A 16,815-nucleotide genomic window follows, 5' to 3' on the forward strand; every position below is an offset into this window, starting at 1 on the left:
GGTGTGAGGGTAGTGGATCTTCGGCCCCGAAAGAAGGGGATGGGGGAAGGGATGACAGTGCCGTCCGCCACGTCAAGGGCCGTTCGTCCGGCGCGAATCCGGCATACGCCGCGAGGCGGTTTCCGGTCAGCGCTCGCCGTGACGCTCCAGCAACTCCTCGATGCGGTCGAAGCGCTGGTGCAGGACCCGCATCTCCGAGCCGACCGCTTCCTCGCCCTCGCGGGAGACCCGCCGTACGGCCGTGCCGACCTCGCGCGCCTCCTTCTGCGCCCGGTCGACGAACCAGGTGGCGATCGCCGCGGTGACCATGCCGAACGTGGTGATCCCGGCGAGCATCGTCACGGACGCGATGACCCGGCCCCACGCGGTCACCGGGTAGAGGTCGCCGTATCCCACCGTCGTCGCCGTCTCGATCGACCACCAGACGGCCTTGGGGAAGGAGGTGATGTTCGCGCCCGCAGCACCTCTCTCGGCGGGCACGACGAGCGCCGAGCCGGCCAGCAGGACGGCGGCGGTCGCGGACGTGACGCCCAGCGCCGCCCGGACGTGGAAGGCGCGCCACCGCGGGTCGCTCAGGAGGCGGCCGACCAATTGGAAGAAGGACTGCTGCACGGGCGGATCTCCCGGGCGCCGGGTTGCGGGAAGGTCTCCGGCGACGCTACCCGTGTGAACGCGCGGCGGAGGCCCGACACACGCCGGAAAACCGGCCGGACCTCGAACATCACGCCCCCCGTCCTGCCGGCTGCCGTCACTCCGTCGTGTGGCGCCGACGGGTCACCCAGGCCGCGATCTCGTCGACGACGGCGGTGTCGACATGGCCCGGCCGTGCGTACTCGGCAGGCGTCGGCCGGCCGCGACCGGTCATGAACAGGTGGTTGGCGTCCGGATGGATCCGGAAGGTCACGTCGGGCCGGTCCGCCAGGGCGTCCCGCCAGCGGTCCAGGTCGTCGGCGACGGTCACCTGATAGTCCCGGCCGCCCTGCAGGACGAGCATCGGGCAGGTCAGCGAGGCGGCCGTGGAGACGGGATCGTAGGCGCGCAGATCGAGCCAGTAGGCGGCGGAGAACCCGAGCGGCAGCAGCTCCGCCGGGGTGTCGGGTGTGAGGCCGGGGCCCGCCACCAGCGCCGTCTGCCGGACCAGCGCCGCCACCGTCGCGTCCGCGCTCGGGCCGGGGGAGAGCGAGGTGAGGTGGCGGGCCACCCGTACGGCCGCCTCGTGCATCGGCTGGGCGTCCGCCGCGAGCAGGACCAGGCCGGCGACCGACGGCTCGGCGGCGGCGACCCGGGGCGCCGCCTTGCCGCCCATGCTGTGACCGACGAGGTGGACCCGGTCCGCGTCCACCGTCGCCTCCTGCCGGAGCAGCCGGACGGCGGCCCGTGCGTACGGCACGTACTCGTCGGCCATGGTGAAGTCCGGCGGCAGACGGCCGGGCTGCGTGAAGGTGACCTTGTCGAAACGCAGGACGGCCACCTGCCGGGAGGCGAGCCCCCAGGCGAGGTCCTTGAGCGGCTTGTTGGGGCCGCTGCTCTCGTCGCGGTCGAACGCGCCACCGCCGCTGAGCAGCACCACGGCGGGCCACGGACCGGGGCCGACGGGCAGGCTCAGGGTGCCGGGCACGGCGAGCTGACCGGTGCCGACCACGACCTCCCGCTCGGTGAACCGGTCCGTCGCCGCATAGGACGGCGGCTGCCACTTGGTGCCACTGCCCCCGTCGAGCCGCAGGCCCTGCAACAGGCCGTCCTCGCCCACCGACGTGATCACGGTGAGAGGGCCGTCGGCGCACGTCACCGGGAGGAACACGCGCACCGGGGCGCCATCGCCGGCTGCTGGCGCCGGCTCCCCGATCTCCCTGACCCCGCCCCGGCCTGCGGTCTCGGCCGCCCAGGCCAGGCGCAGCGCGTCCGCGGAGACCGCGGCGCGCAGCGGGGGCGCGAACAGTTCCACCACCTCGGCGAATCGCTCCGCCCGCAACAGCGTGGCCAGGCCCCGCACCACGTCGAGCGCCATCACTTCATCCGTTCGCATAATTGAGAAAGGTAGCAGTCGTGAGAAGGTTCGTGCATGGATTCCCTGGAGCTCCTGGCCCACCCCATCCGGCTGCGGATCATTCACGCGATGGGCGGCGGACGACTGCTGACCACCACTCAGCTCTGCACCCGCATTCCCGAGGCGTCCAAGGCCACCGTCTACCGCCACATCGAACTGCTGGCGTCCGGCGGGGTCCTGGAAGTGGCCGAGGAGCGCCGGGTGCGGGGCGCGGTGGAACGCCACTACCGGCTGCGCCGGGACCGGGCCGTGATCGATCCGGGCCGCGTCCTGACCGCCGACGAGCACAGGCAGGCCTTCGCCACCGCGATGACCGCCCTGCTGGCGGAGTTCCAGGTCTATCTCGACCGCGACGGTGCCGACCCGGTGGCCGACCGGGTCGGCTACCGGCAGCACGCGCTCTGGCTCAGCCCGGCGGAACTCGACGGACTGATCGCCGACCTGCGTGCGGCCATCGCGCCGAGACTGTCGAACGGGCCGAGCCCCGAGCGCTCGCAGTACCTGCTGAGCCCGATCCACTTCCCGGTGGAGGGCCCGCGCCAGGAGGGCGAGTGACCGCTCGGCCGCCGTGGCGGCCGGAGGGCCGGCCGACAGTGCCGGGGATGCTCACCGGACCGCTCGCGCTGCCTCAACAGGGCCACCGCTCCTCGGGCGCCCAGGGCGCGATCTATTGATGTGCCCCTGATCATTTTGGTGCGATCGGGCCAGGTCACGGCGTTCGGCCGGGCGGGGGCGGGCCGTCTGAGGTATGCCGGAATCATGAACTTCCGGCGGTTCGCGCAGTCGCTCCACGTCTCAGGGCGCCCGGGGAAGGCCCTCCTGGTGATGCCCTTCGCTCTCATCGCCGCGGTGACCGCGGTCGACGTCAGCGTGCCGCCGGACGTCCACATGGGCCCGTTCCTGGTGGCGGCGCCCGCGGTCACGGCGTCGTTCGCCGGCCCGCGGATGACGGCGCTCGTCGGGGCCGTCGCGGTACTCGCGCAGACCCTGGTCGCCGTCATACGCACCAGCCTCACCGACCTCAACCACACCTACCAGATCATCGCCCTGTTCCTGATCTCGGTCCTCGTCACCCTCTTCGCCCACGTGCGTGAGCGGAACGCGTCGCGGATGACGCAGCTGCGGGCAGTGGCCGAGGCCGCGCAGCGCGTGGTGATGCGCCCGCTGCCGGTACGCAGCGGGCCGCTGCGCACCGCCTCGATCTACCTCGCGGCGGCGGCCGAGGCGCAACTGGGCGGCGACCTCTTCGCCAGGGCCCGCACCGCCTCCGGGACACGGCTGATCATCGGTGACGTGCGGGGCAAGGGACTCGACGCGATCGGTGAGGCCGCGAGCGTCCTCGGGGCCTTCCGGGCCCTCGCGCACCAGGGTTCCTCGCTGCCCGGCCTGGTGGAGCAGCTGGAGCAGGGCGTCGCCGGGCACCGGGCGGACATGGCAGCCGGCGACGGGGGAGAGGAGGCCGAGAGCACCGCCGAGGGGTTCGTCACCGCCGCCGTGCTCGACATCCCCGACGCGGGCGACGGCCTCTCGCTCATCAACTGCGGACACCCTCCTCCGCTCGTGCTGCGCGACGGCCGGATCACCTCCCTGAACGTGCGGGAACCCGCACCGCCCCTGGGGCTCGCCCACCTGCTGGTCACGCGGTTCACTCCGGAGCCCTTCCGATTCGGCGTCGGCGATCTGCTGCTCCTGTACACGGACGGGGTCATCGAGGCGAGGAACGCGGCCGGGGACTTCTACCCCCTGCTGGAACGGCTCGCCGCGCGCCGCGGCGACACTCCCGACTCCCTGCTGACGTACCTCTGCGCGGACCTGCTGCGCCATGCGGGCGGCAGTCTGGGGGACGACGTCGCCATGGTCGCTCTGGAGCGGCTGCCGGCGGAGGAGTGAGCGGGGCGCGAACACGTCTGACGCTTTCCGGCCTCACCGTGTCGCCTTATGTCCGATCGGATGATCCATAGGTCCATTTGTGCTTCGTCGCGTATCCGGCACAACCATCCCCAGCCCTCGCGGGTCCCAACAAGTGGGAGCAATCAGCTCTCAGGGACACAAGGGGGAAATATGCGAAGTGCGCGCAATATCGCAACTGTCGGAGCGCTGACCACGCTGGTGGCGGGAGCCACGGCGGTGTTCGGGACCACCGCCTCCGCCGCACCCAACGTCACTCCGCAGCGGGTGTGCGGCAGTGCCTACAAGACCGTCAACTCGGTGCCCGTCGGCTCGCTGGGCACCGTCTACCTGACCTACAACCCCTCGAACGGCAAGAACTGCGTCGCGACCATCCGCGCCAACCCGGGCACGGCCAAGGACATGTCGACGTACGTCTACGTGCCCGACACCGACGAGTGGGCCGGGGACAACGGGAACTACACGTCGTACGCCGGACCGGCCTACGTCTACGGCAAGGGCCACTGCGTGAGCTGGGGCGGCAACATCGCCAACGTGTACGTCTCGGTGGACAACTCCAACTGCGCGGCACGCAAGGAGCACCGGGTCACCGAGATCCGCTGATCCGGCGGCACGCCGGCCGTCCTGAACCGCACCGCCGCTCTCCCGGACCGGCCGTCACACATGCGACGGCCGGTCCGGTCTGCCGGCAATGCGGTTGCCCGCGCGACGGATCACGGGCGATGGTGTCCTGGTGATCATCCCCGCCCGGCCGGGCGGGAGCGAAGGACGGCGGAGCAGCCTTGACGATCGTGTTCGACACGGCGAGCGGCCGGGTGCGCGGACGACGCCCGGACCGGGGCGTCGTCCGCGTGCTCGGGATCCCGTACGCCGAACCGCCGTTCGGGGCCGACCGGTTCAGGGAGCCGCGCCCCCGGCGGCCCTGGCCGGGCATCCGCGACTGCGTGGACCACGGCCCCGTCCCGCCGCAGTCGGCGGAGCTGCCGGGCGCGCCGCGGTGGTCCCCGGGCGACGAGGACGTGCTCACCCTCAACGTCTGGACGCCCGAGCGCGAGCAGGGCGTCGCCGAGCGCCCGCTGCCCGTGCTCGTCTGGATCCACGGTGGCGCCTACACCTTCGGGTCCGGCGCCCAGCCCGACTTCGACGGCGCCGCGCTCGTGCGCGCCGGCCTGGTGGTGGTCACCCTCAACTACCGTCTCGGATTCGAGGGGTTCGGCCACGTCCCGGCCGACGGCGCGGACGCCTGCCCGCCCAACCGCGGGCTGCTCGACCAGATCGCCGCACTGGAATGGGTACGTGACAACATCGCGGCCTTCGGGGGAGCGCCGGACAACGTCACCGTGGCCGGGCAGTCCGCCGGGGCGACGTCCGTCGCGTGTCTGATGACCATGGACCGGGCACGGGGGCTGTTCCGGCGCGCGATCGCCCACAGCGCGGTCGGCCCGGTCTTCGCGCCGGAGCTCGCCGCACACCTCACACGGCAGGTGGCAGCCGCTGCGGGAGCGCCCGCGACCCGCGCCGGACTGACGGCCCTGTCCGCACAGGCCCTGGTCCAGGCGTCCGACGCGGTCGTCGACGGATACCGGCAGGACCCCTCCGCCGGGCGCCTCTCCTGGGACCCGGTCGTCTTCGGCCCGGTCGCCGACGGCCGGCTCCTGCGCGCCGAGCCACTGGAACTGATCGCGGCAGGGGCGGCCCCGGACATCGATCTCCTGGTCTGTCACACGACACAGGAGTACTGGCTGCTCGCCGCCGTCGGCAGTTGTACCGAGGTCACGACCGAGGAGGAACTGGCCCGCTTCACCAAGGACTTCGGGCTCCCGGACTCCCTGCCGGCCGGGTATCGCCGTCTCGTGCCCGATGCGGGCGTGCGTGACATCCAGCTCGCGCTGTACGGGGACCGGAGCTTCGGCGAGTACAGCAACCGGCTCGCCGACGCGCAGGTGCGCGCCGGCGGACGCACCTTCCTTTCGCGTTTCGCCCGGCAGCGGGGCGGCTCGGAGCCGGGGGTGTTCGCCTGGCACTGCGCGGACGTGCCCTTCGCCTTCGGGAATCCGGACGAGGAGAGCGTCCGCTTTCTGATCGGTGGCCCGCCCACGCCCGATGACCGGCGGCTCTCGGCCCGGATGGTGGCGGCCTGGGCCGGTTTCGCGGCCTCCGGTGACCCCGGGTGGGAGCCGGCCGGCGCCGCCCCGGGCGACGCGATCAGGATCTGGGGAACGGCGGAGTCCGCTGCGGGACCCGACTTCTGGCAGGACGCCGAGGCGCTGCGCGCCCTGTGGGAGCCGTTCGCCTACCGCCCCGAACTGCCCTGACGCGCACGCACCGACGTGTGCGGGAACCCGTCCGCGTACGTGTCACAAGGGCGGAAGCCGCAAGGGGCCCCGGCCCTGGCGGACCGTGCCGACCGGGCGCGGCTGCCCCACCGGGTTGCCGCGCACGTCCGTCGTGACGACCACGGCCTTGTCGCCCAGGCACCGCTTGTCCCGGTCCGGCTCCTCGCAGTAGAGGACGTACCCGGTGAGCCGGTCGACGGTCCCCGGCTCCAGACTCCACACCCCGCTGAACTCGCTGACCTGCACGCGCGGGTGCGTGGCCAGCAGCTGTGTCCTGACGGCCTGCTGCGCGGTGCGGGCGAACCTCTGCTGCGTCGCGAAGGGTCTGACGATCCGCGCCCGCCCCGCGGTGTCGAGCCGGCCGTCCGCCGCCGTATAGCTCGCGGCGTAGTAGGGGCGTGACTGGAGGGCCGCCAGGAGGCGGGTCTCGCTCAGCCGCATCGCCGTCGGCTGCGACTTATTGCCGGCCGGGCGGTTCCCGGCGACCGAGGGCGACGCCAGGTTCACCGAGGCGCCCGGCCGGCCGGCGGGCCGGTCCCCGCGTGTGTCCGGCTCCTTCCACTTCCGTACGCACGAGCCGATGTCCGCCAGGACGCGGGTCACGGTGGCGTTGGTGAGGGAGGCCACGATCCACGGGGCGCCGGACGACGGTTCGACCCCGACCACCTCGTAGCCGCAGCTCCGGAACGTACGGATCAGCACGCGCAGCCCGGCCGCCTCGGACCGCCCGCGCTCCACCGCGTCGTCGAGAACTCCTTTGCAGGCATGCGTGTTGCACGTGCCGGCCTCGGCGTCGACCCGCATCCGGACGACCGCGTCGGGGTCGTCGGCCACGGCGAAGGTGATCTCCGAGCCGCCCGACTTCGGGAACAGCGTGCGGGCGCCGATGACCCGGAGCACGCCCGGGTAGTGCGCCTCGGCGAGCTTCTCGGCGAAGCGCCGGTCCTCCTTGGTGCTCACCACGCCGCAGCCGGCGAGTGTCAGTGCGACCGCGCACACCAGCGCGCCGGTGACCCCGGCCCTGAACCTGCGTGTTCCCGGAGGCCCGCCCATGTCCGCTCTCCTCGCCCGTGTGCCGTGCCCGTAAGTCCGGCGCGGCCCCGCTTCGTTCACCTGATGTGAAGGTAGGACCGGGGCTGGCCTGCCGGATGAGTACGCCTACTCAATGTGCGGGCCCCGGCGTCCCCGGGTGTCATCGGTACGCGGCCCGTTCCGGCCGCGTCATTGGCATGGACCTGCAAACGACTCTGGGCTACAGTCCGGATCGGCACACTCTGAGAGCGCTCTCAGACGAGACGCCTCCCGGACGCCTGCTGTTCCTCCCCCACCACGCCGGAACAACAGAAGGGCCAATACCGTGAGACGCACCACGGCTTTACGAACCGCTCTGTCCGCCGTGCTCCTCGTCGGAGCCTGGGCGGGCGCGGGGTTCCCCTCCGCCTCCGCCTCTCCCTCCGCCGCGGACGCCCCCACCGCCGTCGGGACCGACACCCGACAGGCCTCCACCGGTCTCATCGCCGCCATGCAGCAGGACCTCGGCCTGACGGAGAGTCAGGCCCGGGCGCGGCTCACCGCGGAGAAGACCGCGACCGCGATACAGCCCGAGGCGCGACGCGCCGCCGGAGCCTCCTACGGCGGCTCCTGGTTCGACGCGTCGACGGGCGGCCTGACCGTCGCCGTCACCAGCCGGAAGCAGGCGGCCGCCGTGCGGGCGACGGGTGCCGCCGTCCGCCTGGTGACCCACACCGAACGCAGCCTCGACGCCGTCAAGGCGAAGCTCGACCGGCTCCACGCACCCGCCGGCGTCAGCAGCTGGCACGTCGACCCCGAGGCGAACAAGGTCGTCGTCGACGTCGTCGCCTCCGCGCAGTCTGACAACGATGTCCGCACCTTCCTGGCGCAGGCCAGGAACGCCGGCCCCGTCACCGTCGAGCAGACCGCCGAGGCGCCGCGGACCTTCTCCGCCGGGACGGTGGGCGGCGACCCCTACTACACGGGGAACGTCCGGTGCTCCATCGGCTTCTCCGTGTACGGCGGCTTCGTCACCGCCGGACACTGCGGGCAGGCCGGCGCCTCCGTCAGCGGATGGGACGGCTCGGGCATAGGCAACTTCCAGGGATCCTCCTTCCCCGGTGACGACTACGCCTGGGTCAGCGTGGGCAACGGCTGGTGGACCGTCCCCGTGGTCCTGGGCTGGGGCACCGTCTCCGACCAGCTGGTCCGCGGCTCCGCCGTGGCCCCGGTCGGCGCCTCGATCTGCCGCTCCGGCTCCACCTCGCACTGGCACTGCGGAAACGTGCTCGCCACCAACGAGACGGTGAACTACAGCCAGGGCGCGGTGCACGAGATGACCAAGACCAGTGTCTGCGCCGAACCCGGCGACTCGGGCGGATCCTTCATCAGCGGCGACCAGGCGCAGGGCGTCACCTCGGGCGGGTGGGGCAACTGCAGCTCCGGCGGTGAGACCTGGCACCAGCCGATCAACGAGATCCTGAACCGGTACGGGCTGACACTGCACACGGCCTGACGCCGGCCGACCGGTCCCGGGGGCCTGTCGCACGGGAGCACACCGCTCCCGCGTGGCAGGCCCCCGGTGCGCTGCCCGGACCCCGCCCCTCCGGGCCGCGACCACGACCGGGATCCGGCACGGCCCGCGGGACGTACACTCCACTCATGGGTCACACAGATGCGGTGAGGGAGTGCCTGCGACAGGTGCCTCACCTGCTGGGCCCCGCCGCTCCCCAGGCGCGCTGCCGCGCCCTGCACGGTCACGGCTGACCAGGAACCCACCGCAGCCGGCCGCGCCACGACGATCTTCCCGTCCCGGCCGCGCTCCACCGCTCCGCCATCGGAGCCGCACCACCTCCTTCGCTGCGCCGAGCGCAGCACCCCACACCATGCGCAGCTCCCGCGGCGCGCCGTCGGCAACCCCACGACGGCGGCCGACGGGCCGAGCCGCATTTTCGAGAGGACCCCTGCATGAATCTGAGGGAGTTGCTGGCCGGTCACGATCACGAGGTCCTCCTCGGTGATCCGGAGACCCCGATCACCGCCGGAGCCTGCTTCGACGCCCATCGCGTCACACCGGGTTCGCTCTACATCGCCGTTCCCGGGCACGAGGAGGGCGGTCCCGGGGCCGTCGGCCCGGCGCTGGCACGCGGCGCCGTCGCCGTGCTCCTGGAGAGCGGGGAGCCGGAGATCCTGGCCGCCGTGCAGGCCGCCGACACCGGTGCGTGTGTGGTGCGCGTGGCGGACACCCGTATCGCGGCCGCGGTGGTCACCTCCCGCTACTTCGGTGAACCCGGCCGGTCCATGGACATGGTGGCGGTCACCGGAACCAACGGGAAGACGTCGGTCTCGTACATGGTCGAGTCCGTCCTGCGGATCGCCGAGGGCGCGAAGGTCGGCGTGATCGGAACGGCGGGCAGCCGGATCGGTGACGCGCTCATCCCGATGCCCCGCTCGGTTCTGACCACGCCGGAGTCACCGGACTTCCAGTACCTCCTCGGGCAGATGCGGGACCAGGAGGTCGGCACGGTGGTCCTGGAGGCCACCTCAATGGGACTCCTGCACCGCAGGGTGGACCGCGCCTTCCTGGACGTGGGCATCTTCACCAACCTCACCCAGGACCACCTCGACGACCACGGCACGATGGAGCACTACCGCGACGCCAAACTCCGTCTCTTCCAGGGGCTGTGCCGCAGCGCCGTGGTCAACGCGGACGACCCGGTGGGTGCGGCGATCGCCCCGACGATGCCGGGCAGGGTCGCCACCTACGGCATCGACGCACCGGCCGACTACTGGGCCACGGACCTGAACATGAACGCCTTCGGTACCGAGTTCATCCTCCACCACGACGGCAGCAAGTACCCGGCGAAGATCCCCGTCCCCGGGCGCTTCTCCGTCTCCAACGCGCTGGCCTCCGTGGCGGCCTGCCACCTCCTGGGACACGAACTCGCCGGGCTGGTTGCCGCGCTGGAGCGGATGCCCCCGGTCCCCGGCCGGCTCGAACGCTTCGAGACGGCGCGAGGCACGGCCGTGATCGTGGACTACGCCCACTCGCCGGACTCACTGGACAAGGTCCTCGCCGCCGTAAGGGACTTCGCGCGGGGCCGGGTCATCACCGTCTTCGGCTGCGGCGGAGACCGGGACGTCACCAAGCGGGCCAGGATGGGCGAGATCGCCGGTGCCCGCTCCGACCTGTGCGTCCTGACCTCCGACAACCCCAGGAACGAGGACCCCGAGGCGATCATGGACCAGATCGCCCCGGGGCTCCTGGCCACGGGAACGCCGTTCGAGCGCTACGCGGACCGGCGCGACGCGATCGCCTTCGCCCTGGCATCCGCCGCACCCGAGGACATCGTGCTGGTGGCGGGGAAGGGAAGTGAGCCGTTCCAGATCGTCGGTGAACAGCTCATCCCCTTCAGCGACATGGCGACGGTGCGCGAACTCGCCGCCGCGCAGGACGGATCGCAGGTCTGATCGCGGGGCCGCGGGATCGGCCGGACGGGCTCCGCGGACACCGCTGGGCCCGGCCGGCCGACGCGGCCCCGCTCACCGCCGTGTCCATGCGGGTGTCCAGGTCTCGCCTTCGGGGCGCTCGGGCCGCATGGCGCCGAGGTGGTCGCGCAGTGTGGCGAGCGCGGGGTGCGGATTGTCCCGGCGCCAGATCAGCGAGTGCGGGTAGACGGGCGTCGGGTCGGTCACCGGGATGCGGCGCAGGCCGTGACCCGCGGGCCAGACGAGGCGGGTCTGCCCGCCCATGAAGGTGGCCAGGGCCGGGGTGTCGGCGATGGTGTCGAGGAGCGCGTCGGAGCCGAAGTTGGGGCCGGTCGCCTCGATGGTGAGGCCGAACTCGGCGACGAGATCGTCGTAGTAGGCGGCCCACTCGGTACCCGGGACGATGCCGGGCATCCAGATCCGGTGCCCGGCGAGCCGGGCGAGCGGCACCGACCGGGCACCCGCCAGCGCATGGGCGGGGCCGGTGAGGAGCTGGAGCGGCTCGTCGACGACCCGGACGGACTCGATGTCCTCGGGAAGGGGGCGACCGGGGACGGCGACGGCGCGGAAGGACGCGTCGATCGCACCGGACCGGACGGCGGCGACGGCCGCCTCGATGTCGAACAGCATCAGCACGTCGAGTTCGATCCCGGGGTGCGCGCGATGGAAGTCGCGCATCAGGCCCGACGCCGCGCCGCGCGAGTTGATCACGTCCACGCGCAGCGGACGGCTGCCGCCGCGCACGGACGCGAACGCGCGCTCCGCGACACGCAGGAGCTCACGTGCGTGGGGCAGGAACGCCTGCCCGTCGATGGTCAGCTCGGCGCCGCGCGCGGTGCGGGTGAACAGCCGGGCGCCGAGACCGCGCTCCAGCGTGGCGATGCGCTTGGAGACGGCCTGCTGGGTGACCGCGAGCTCGGCGGCGGCTTCCTGGAACTGTCCCGCGTCAGCCACGGCGACGAAGGTCCGGACGGTGTCGAGGTCCATGCCGATCCACCCTAGAGGACAACTCCTGGTTGTGGCTTGCGGGCGGATCGGTTGTTTGACCTGCTGTTGTGCTGCGGGCTTTGCTCCTCCTGGTCAACCTCGGTTTGTGCGGACGGGAGCTTGAGGGGTGGGTGAGCCGGGCATGAGGGGCAACAGACGCCTGGGCCGGCGGTTCGGGTGGCTGTGGGCGGCCTGCGGGGTCAGCACGTTCGGCACGTGGCTCGCGTTCGACGCGTTCGCACTGATCGCGATCCTCGTACTGCGCGCCGGTCCGGCCGAGGTGTCGGTGCTGGCGGCCGCGGGGCCGGCGGTGGGGGCCGTGGTGGCGGTGCCGCTCGGGCCGTGGGTGGAGTTCCGGCGCAAGCGGCCGGTGATGATCGCGATGGACCTGATCCGGTGCGTGGCGCTGATGAGCGTCCCCGCCGCGTACGCGCTCGGATTGCTCGGTTTCGTCCAGCTCCTGGTGGTGTCCGTCGTCGTCGGCGCGGCCGACATCGCCTTCAACGCGGCCGGTGGCGCGTGTGTGAAGGCGCTCGTGCGGCCGGAGGACCTGCTCGTCGCGAACGCGCGGTTCGAGTCCACGACCTGGACCGCCACCGTGCTCGGGCCGCCCGCCGGCACGGCCGCGATCGGGTTCTTCGGCCCGGTCATGACCGTGGTGGCCAACGCGGTCAGCTATCTGCTCTCGGCGGCGGGAATCCGCGCGATCGGCGGCAACGAGCCGCAGCCCGCACGCACCGGCGCGCACCGGGGGCGGCTCCGCCCCGGCGACCTGCTCGAAGGATGGCGGCACATCCTGACCCACCGGGCCCTGCGCCCCCTGTTCCTCAACACGGTCCTGGTCAACGGCCTGATCCTGGCGACCTCGCCGCTGCTCGCCGTCCTCATGCTCGGCGACCTCGGCTTCGCCCCCTGGCAGTACGGTCTCGCGTTCGGCCTGCCCTGCGTCGGCGGCATCGTCGGCTCACGGCTGGCCCGCCGGCTCGTCGCACGGTTCGGACGGCACAAGGTGCTGCTCACCGCCGGGGCGATGCGCGCGTGCTGGTCCATCGGGCCGGCCTTCGTCCAGCCCGGCGTGGCCGGGCTCGCGCTCGTCGTCGCGGTCGAGTTCGGACTGATCACCTGCATGGGCGTGTTCAACCCGGTGTTCGCCACCTACCGGCTCGAGCAGGTCCCACCCGACCGGATCGCCCGCACGCTGTCGGCGTGGTCGGTCACCAGCAAACTCACCATCGCGGCGCTGACCGCACTCTGGGGTCTGCTGGCGGCCCTCAGCGGCCCCCGTACCGCCATCGCCATCGCCGGTCTGCTCCTCCTGACGACCCCCTTCCTGCTTCCCGGGCAGGACCACGCGCCGCACCACGAGGGCGACCCGGTCGCGAGCAACCCGTGACACACCGCGACCGCGGGCCAGGACACCGGCACCCGGTCCATGGACCGGGTGCCCGTCATGGGATCAGGCCAGCCTCAGATCGACGAACGGCACGCTGTCGCCCGGCAGTACGTACCGATCCGTCTCGACGAATCCATGGCCGAGCGCGAAGCGCAGCCCCTCCGGGTTCGACGCGAGGACACAGGTCTCGATCACGGCGGCGCCGAGCGCACGGGCCTCCGCCAGGCCACGCGCGTACAACTGACCGCCGAACCCCTGGCCGCGGTGATCCGGCAGCACCCGCGCGATCACGGTGGCCACCGAAGCGCCATCGGCCGGCGGCCGCACGGTCGAGCAGCCCACCGCAACGTCGTCGAGGTATGCGACGGCCAGCAGGTTGCGGCCGGCGCGTTCGGTCACCTCCGCGAGCGACAGCACCGCGGTGGGAATGATCGTGTTGTGGACGCGGCGCCAGTCCAGGAGCATGGCGTCGCCGTCCACCCGCTCGATGCGAAGGTCACTCATCGCAGCAGGGAACCGTGTGAACACCCCTGCGTCAACTCGGTTCCGCCGGGCAGACCGCTGAGAACACATCCCGACGGACGGACGTCGATGGTCAGTCCCCGCCGGGCAGCGCCGAGAAATGTGTTGCCGCAGGCCGGAGCTGCTGACAGGCTTCGCGGCATGTCCGACAACCGATCCAGCTCCAGCCACGGGGTGGCCGCCCTCTTCTCGCACGGCCGTCTCACGGCGATCCCGCGCAAGACGGCCCGCCGCGAGCAACTCCTCGTCCACCTCACGGAAACGCTGTTCGAGCCCGGCCGGACGTACTCCGAACGTGAGGTCAACGACGCCCTTCTCACCGTTCACGAGGACTGCGCGGCTCTGCGCCGCTACATGGTCATCGGCGGCCTGCTGACCCGGACGAAGGACGGCGTCAGCTATCGGCGCGCCCAGGACCCGGCGGCATGACGGACCGGCCCGCAGGGTGGGCGATCGCCCGGCCCGGTGATCAGCCGCCGAGCGGACGCGCGGTGAACCCCGCCCGGGCGGCGAGCGCGGTGAGTTCCTCGACCCGTGCGGCGCGCAGGCCCACCACGGGATAGCAGTCCGACTCGATGTCGAGGACGACGAGCGCCCCGCCGACCTCGCGGTAGTGCCGGCCGCACGTCTCCAGGAACTCATGGGTCGGCAGGCGCATGTCGCCCTCCTCGAACAGCACCCAAGGATCCACGGACGGCCGCGAGTCGAGCCCGCGCAGCTGGGAGCGTATCTCCGCGGAGTCCTCCTTCCAGTCCAGCTCCGCCAGCAGCCGGTGGTCGGCCAGCGCGTCGATGAGCGCTATCCAGGCGAGGTCGGGCACCGGCGCGTCGATACCCCGGTCCGCCAGCGCGCCGGCGTGGGCGCGCACGTACGCCCCGGGATCGTCGACGGCGTGCAGCACCCGGTCACCGACGGCCTGATGGGCGGGTGCGAGCAGCGCCGCCGCGGCGGCGAGCGAGGTGCGGGTGTCGTCGGCCACGGACATGGTGAGGCGCTCCTTCGGCAGCCGTACGACTGCGTCCGACAGTGAGAGGCGGACACCCGGTCGGGCATCCGTCGAAAACCCTGCCACGGGGGTATGACAACGGGCCCGGCCGCAGCCCCTGTCAGTCCTCCAGGACGGCGATGTCGAGCCCGCGGATCCGGTCGGGGTCCGCGACGACATCGATCTCGGTGATCAGGCCGTCCACGAGGGTGAAGCCGAGGACCAGGCGCAGCCGCCCGAGCGGCGCCATCGCCAGTGCGACCGACCCGTCGACGAGCGCGATCCCGGTGAACAGGGCCCGTCCGGTGGCCGCCATCGCGCCCTGCGCGACGGTGTGGGCGCCCCGGACCACGACGGGCTCCGGTGTGGGAACGACCGAGCGGTCGGCACGCAGGACCACATCGGGATGAAGCAGCGCGACCAACGCGTCGAAGTCCCCGCCGCGGGACGCCGCCAGGAAGGCCTCCACGACCCGCCGGCGACGTGCCAGATCCGCGACGGGCGCCGCACCACCGCCCTTGACCCGGCGGCGGGCCCGGCTCGCGAGCTGCCGGGCGGAGTCCGCCGACCGGTCGAGCAGCGTGCCGATCTCGTCGAACGGCACCGCGAACATGTCGTGGAGCACGAACGCCAGACGCTCCGCGGGCGCCAGCGTGTCCAGCACCACCAACAGGGCCAGTCCGACCGAGTCGGCCAGCACGGCCTCCTGCTCCGGGTCGTCCCCCTCGCCGGGACCGGACGTCCGGTCGTACGCGTCGATGGGATCCTCACGCCGGGTACGGCGGGAGCGGAGCATGTTCAGGCAGACCCGGCCGACGACGGTGGTCAGCCAGCCGGTGAGGTTCCGGACCTCGCTGAGGTCGGCCTGAGAGGCCCTCAGCCACGACTCCTGGAGGGCGTCGTCGGCCTCGGCCGCCGAACCGAGCATCCGGTAGGCCACCGCCTTCAGATGGCTCCTGTCCGTCTCGAACCGCTCGGCCAGTGCGGTGCGGTCGTCCATCGGTCGCGTTCCTCCGTCGGCGGGTGTCCCGGAAAGGGGAATGTCAGGTGGCAGCGGATCCGCCGGGGATGCGGGGAGCCGTCATGGAACCGGGGACCGGAGCGTGACGGCAGCCCCGCCGCCTTCCGTGCGGTCAGACGCCGGCCGCCCGCGCGGCCTCGTACACCTCGGTCGCCACGTCGACGTACTCCGACACGTCACGCAGCTGCGTCTGGAGGTCCAGCATGATCTCCGGCACGCCCGTGGCGGCGTGGGCGGCGAGGTCCTCGACGATCTGCGCGGTGTTGCCGTGGAACGGCTTCCGGTCCGGGCCGGCCACAGGGGTCGCGCTGTACCGCGCGTTGGCACGGGCACAGACTCCGACCGGACGCTCGCGTCCCCGCTCGGCCGCGAGGTCCTGGAGCTGCCGCCACTGCTCGGACAGCTGCGCGGGGCCCATGGCGACGGGCATCCAGCCGTCGGCCCGGTCGACCAGACGGCGCCTGGCCCGGGAGCTGCCGGCCGGCAGATAGACGGGGATCGGGCGGGCCGGCTTGGGCCCCACCTCGGACGGCGCGATCGTGGTCAGATCCCCCTTGTACGAGACGGGGTCCGGACCCCAGACGGCCGCGCACACGTCCAGCAGCTCGTCCAGCACCGCGCCGCGCTTCTCGAAGGGGGCGACGGAAGCGGCCGCGTACTCGTCCAGGGACCATCCCGTACCCAGCCCGGCGACCACGCGGCCGCCGCTGGCGGCGTCGAGTGTGGCCAGCGAACGAGCGAGCTGGAAGGGCACGTGCAGCGGGGCGACGAGGACACTGGTGCCGAGCCGGGCCCGCTCCGTGGCCGCGGCGGCCAGCGTCAGCGTGATCAGCGGGTCGGAGACCCCGCGGTAGTGCTCGGGCCAGGCCAGCCCCGGAACCCCGTACAGACCCTGGGTCGCAGGCTCGGGGAACAGTACCCGCTCGAACACCCACAGGCTCTCGTATCCCACGGCCTCCGCGGCGCGCGCCGCGGTGGCGACGTCACGGCTGAGGTCGTACTGCTTCGTCTGGGGAAGACCAAGACCGAGTGCGATCGGCATACGTGTGCTCCCTCTGTGTGAGTGGCTACCACAACTACCCTACGACAGGGCGTTCCTGACGTGCCGACCGGTCG

Annotated in this window: 17 protein-coding genes; 9 read left to right on the forward strand and 8 right to left on the reverse strand. The window is 72.4% G+C overall.

Going from position 1 to position 16,815, the window contains the following annotated elements; genetic code table 11:
* Nucleotides 1–126: 126 nt before the first annotated feature.
* Both OG521_37065 and OG521_37070 read right to left on the reverse strand, forming a co-directional pair.
* Nucleotides 127–612, reverse strand: coding sequence for an ion channel (locus tag OG521_37065; protein WUW26077.1), 486 nt, complete (start codon nt 610–612; stop codon nt 127–129).
* A gap of 136 nt (nt 613–748) precedes the next feature.
* Complete coding sequence (locus tag OG521_37070) at nt 749–2,026, reverse strand: alpha/beta fold hydrolase (protein ID WUW26078.1); 1,278 nt, start codon at nt 2,024–2,026, stop codon at nt 749–751.
* A 36-nt stretch (nt 2,027–2,062) separates the two neighbouring features.
* Here OG521_37070 and OG521_37075 point away from each other — a divergent pair, with 36 nt between their 5' ends.
* From OG521_37075 to OG521_37095, 5 genes are all read left to right on the forward strand, one after another.
* Entirely contained in the window at nt 2,063–2,602 is a 540-nt protein-coding gene (locus OG521_37075; protein WUW26079.1) for a helix-turn-helix domain-containing protein, read from the forward strand.
* Complete coding sequence (locus OG521_37080) at nt 2,599–2,721, forward strand: hypothetical protein (GenBank protein WUW26080.1); 123 nt, start codon at nt 2,599–2,601, stop codon at nt 2,719–2,721. The genes OG521_37075 and OG521_37080 overlap by 4 nt, the downstream gene beginning before the upstream one ends.
* Before the next feature lie 85 nt (nt 2,722–2,806).
* Nucleotides 2,807–3,937, forward strand: coding sequence for a serine/threonine-protein phosphatase (locus tag OG521_37085; protein WUW26081.1), 1,131 nt, complete (start codon nt 2,807–2,809; stop codon nt 3,935–3,937).
* 171 nt (nt 3,938–4,108) lie between these two features.
* Nucleotides 4,109–4,558 (forward strand): spore-associated protein, encoded by a 450-nt coding sequence (locus tag OG521_37090; protein ID WUW26082.1) that lies wholly within the window; start codon nt 4,109–4,111, stop codon nt 4,556–4,558.
* Nucleotides 4,559–4,746: 188 nt separating this feature from the next.
* The gene (locus OG521_37095) at nt 4,747–6,270 is read left to right on the forward strand and encodes a carboxylesterase family protein (GenBank protein ID WUW26924.1); all 1,524 of its coding nucleotides are present in this window, start codon (nt 4,747–4,749) and stop codon (nt 6,268–6,270) included.
* 42 nt (nt 6,271–6,312) lie between these two features.
* Here OG521_37095 and OG521_37100 read toward each other — a convergent pair whose 3' ends face one another.
* The gene (locus OG521_37100; protein WUW26083.1) at nt 6,313–7,344 is read right to left on the reverse strand and encodes a hypothetical protein; all 1,032 of its coding nucleotides are present in this window, start codon (nt 7,342–7,344) and stop codon (nt 6,313–6,315) included.
* Between the two features lie 304 nt (nt 7,345–7,648).
* Here OG521_37100 and OG521_37105 point away from each other — a divergent pair, with 304 nt between their 5' ends.
* Both OG521_37105 and OG521_37110 read left to right on the forward strand, forming a co-directional pair.
* Nucleotides 7,649–8,818: a S1 family peptidase gene (locus OG521_37105; protein ID WUW26084.1), complete on the forward strand. Its 1,170-nt coding sequence runs from the start codon at nt 7,649–7,651 to the stop codon at nt 8,816–8,818.
* A 452-nt stretch (nt 8,819–9,270) separates the two neighbouring features.
* Nucleotides 9,271–10,773, forward strand: coding sequence for a UDP-N-acetylmuramoyl-L-alanyl-D-glutamate--2,6-diaminopimelate ligase (locus OG521_37110; GenBank protein ID WUW26085.1), 1,503 nt, complete (start codon nt 9,271–9,273; stop codon nt 10,771–10,773).
* 72 nt (nt 10,774–10,845) lie between these two features.
* Here the strand turns inward: OG521_37110 and OG521_37115 are convergent, their stop codons facing one another.
* Complete coding sequence (locus OG521_37115) at nt 10,846–11,778, reverse strand: LysR family transcriptional regulator (GenBank protein WUW26086.1); 933 nt, start codon at nt 11,776–11,778, stop codon at nt 10,846–10,848.
* 142 nt (nt 11,779–11,920) lie between these two features.
* Between OG521_37115 and OG521_37120 the strand changes: the two genes are divergently transcribed.
* Entirely contained in the window at nt 11,921–13,171 is a 1,251-nt protein-coding gene (locus OG521_37120; protein ID WUW26087.1) for an MFS transporter, read from the forward strand.
* A 63-nt stretch (nt 13,172–13,234) separates the two neighbouring features.
* On the opposite strand, the gene OG521_37125 is transcribed toward OG521_37120, so the two are convergent.
* On the reverse strand, nt 13,235–13,675 hold the full coding sequence (locus tag OG521_37125; protein ID WUW26088.1) for a GNAT family N-acetyltransferase: 441 nt from the start codon (nt 13,673–13,675) through the stop codon (nt 13,235–13,237).
* Between the two features lie 159 nt (nt 13,676–13,834).
* On the opposite strand from OG521_37125, the gene OG521_37130 reads away from it, so the two are divergent.
* Nucleotides 13,835–14,122, forward strand: coding sequence for a DUF2087 domain-containing protein (locus OG521_37130; protein ID WUW26089.1), 288 nt, complete (start codon nt 13,835–13,837; stop codon nt 14,120–14,122).
* Nucleotides 14,123–14,162: 40 nt separating this feature from the next.
* Here OG521_37130 and OG521_37135 read toward each other — a convergent pair whose 3' ends face one another.
* From OG521_37135 to OG521_37145, 3 genes are all read right to left on the reverse strand, one after another.
* On the reverse strand, nt 14,163–14,678 hold the full coding sequence (locus OG521_37135; GenBank protein WUW26090.1) for a hypothetical protein: 516 nt from the start codon (nt 14,676–14,678) through the stop codon (nt 14,163–14,165).
* Between the two features lie 121 nt (nt 14,679–14,799).
* Complete coding sequence (locus tag OG521_37140) at nt 14,800–15,678, reverse strand: sigma-70 family RNA polymerase sigma factor (protein ID WUW26091.1); 879 nt, start codon at nt 15,676–15,678, stop codon at nt 14,800–14,802.
* Between the two features lie 133 nt (nt 15,679–15,811).
* Nucleotides 15,812–16,741 carry an LLM class F420-dependent oxidoreductase gene (locus tag OG521_37145; protein WUW26092.1) on the reverse strand — a complete coding sequence of 310 codons (930 nt, stop codon included), beginning with the start codon at nt 16,739–16,741 and terminating at the stop codon, nt 15,812–15,814.
* Nucleotides 16,742–16,815 lie beyond the last annotated feature (74 nt).

Origin of the sequence: Streptomyces sp. NBC_01463 (assembly GCA_036227345.1) — a bacterium.
Lineage (GTDB): Bacteria > Actinomycetota > Actinomycetes > Streptomycetales > Streptomycetaceae > Streptomyces.

What these genes read in the sequence shown, in the direction of transcription:
- OG521_37120 (WUW26087.1), top strand. Translation starts at nt 11,921, where the DNA reads ATGAGGGGCAACAGACGCCTGGGCCGGCGGTTCGGGTGGCTGTGGGCG.
- OG521_37130 (WUW26089.1), top strand. Translation starts at nt 13,835, where the DNA reads ATGTCCGACAACCGATCCAGCTCCAGCCACGGGGTGGCCGCCCTCTTC.
- OG521_37125 (WUW26088.1), bottom strand. Translation starts at nt 13,675, where the DNA reads ATGAGTGACCTTCGCATCGAGCGGGTGGACGGCGACGCCATGCTCCTG.
- OG521_37090 (WUW26082.1), top strand. Translation starts at nt 4,109, where the DNA reads ATGCGAAGTGCGCGCAATATCGCAACTGTCGGAGCGCTGACCACGCTG.
- OG521_37115 (WUW26086.1), bottom strand. Translation starts at nt 11,778, where the DNA reads ATGGACCTCGACACCGTCCGGACCTTCGTCGCCGTGGCTGACGCGGGA.
- OG521_37075 (WUW26079.1), top strand. Translation starts at nt 2,063, where the DNA reads ATGGATTCCCTGGAGCTCCTGGCCCACCCCATCCGGCTGCGGATCATT.
- OG521_37100 (WUW26083.1), bottom strand. Translation starts at nt 7,344, where the DNA reads ATGGGCGGGCCTCCGGGAACACGCAGGTTCAGGGCCGGGGTCACCGGC.
- OG521_37110 (WUW26085.1), top strand. Translation starts at nt 9,271, where the DNA reads ATGAATCTGAGGGAGTTGCTGGCCGGTCACGATCACGAGGTCCTCCTC.
- OG521_37135 (WUW26090.1), bottom strand. Translation starts at nt 14,678, where the DNA reads ATGTCCGTGGCCGACGACACCCGCACCTCGCTCGCCGCCGCGGCGGCG.
- OG521_37085 (WUW26081.1), top strand. Translation starts at nt 2,807, where the DNA reads ATGAACTTCCGGCGGTTCGCGCAGTCGCTCCACGTCTCAGGGCGCCCG.
- OG521_37140 (WUW26091.1), bottom strand. Translation starts at nt 15,678, where the DNA reads ATGGACGACCGCACCGCACTGGCCGAGCGGTTCGAGACGGACAGGAGC.
- OG521_37070 (WUW26078.1), bottom strand. Translation starts at nt 2,026, where the DNA reads ATGCGAACGGATGAAGTGATGGCGCTCGACGTGGTGCGGGGCCTGGCC.
- OG521_37145 (WUW26092.1), bottom strand. Translation starts at nt 16,741, where the DNA reads ATGCCGATCGCACTCGGTCTTGGTCTTCCCCAGACGAAGCAGTACGAC.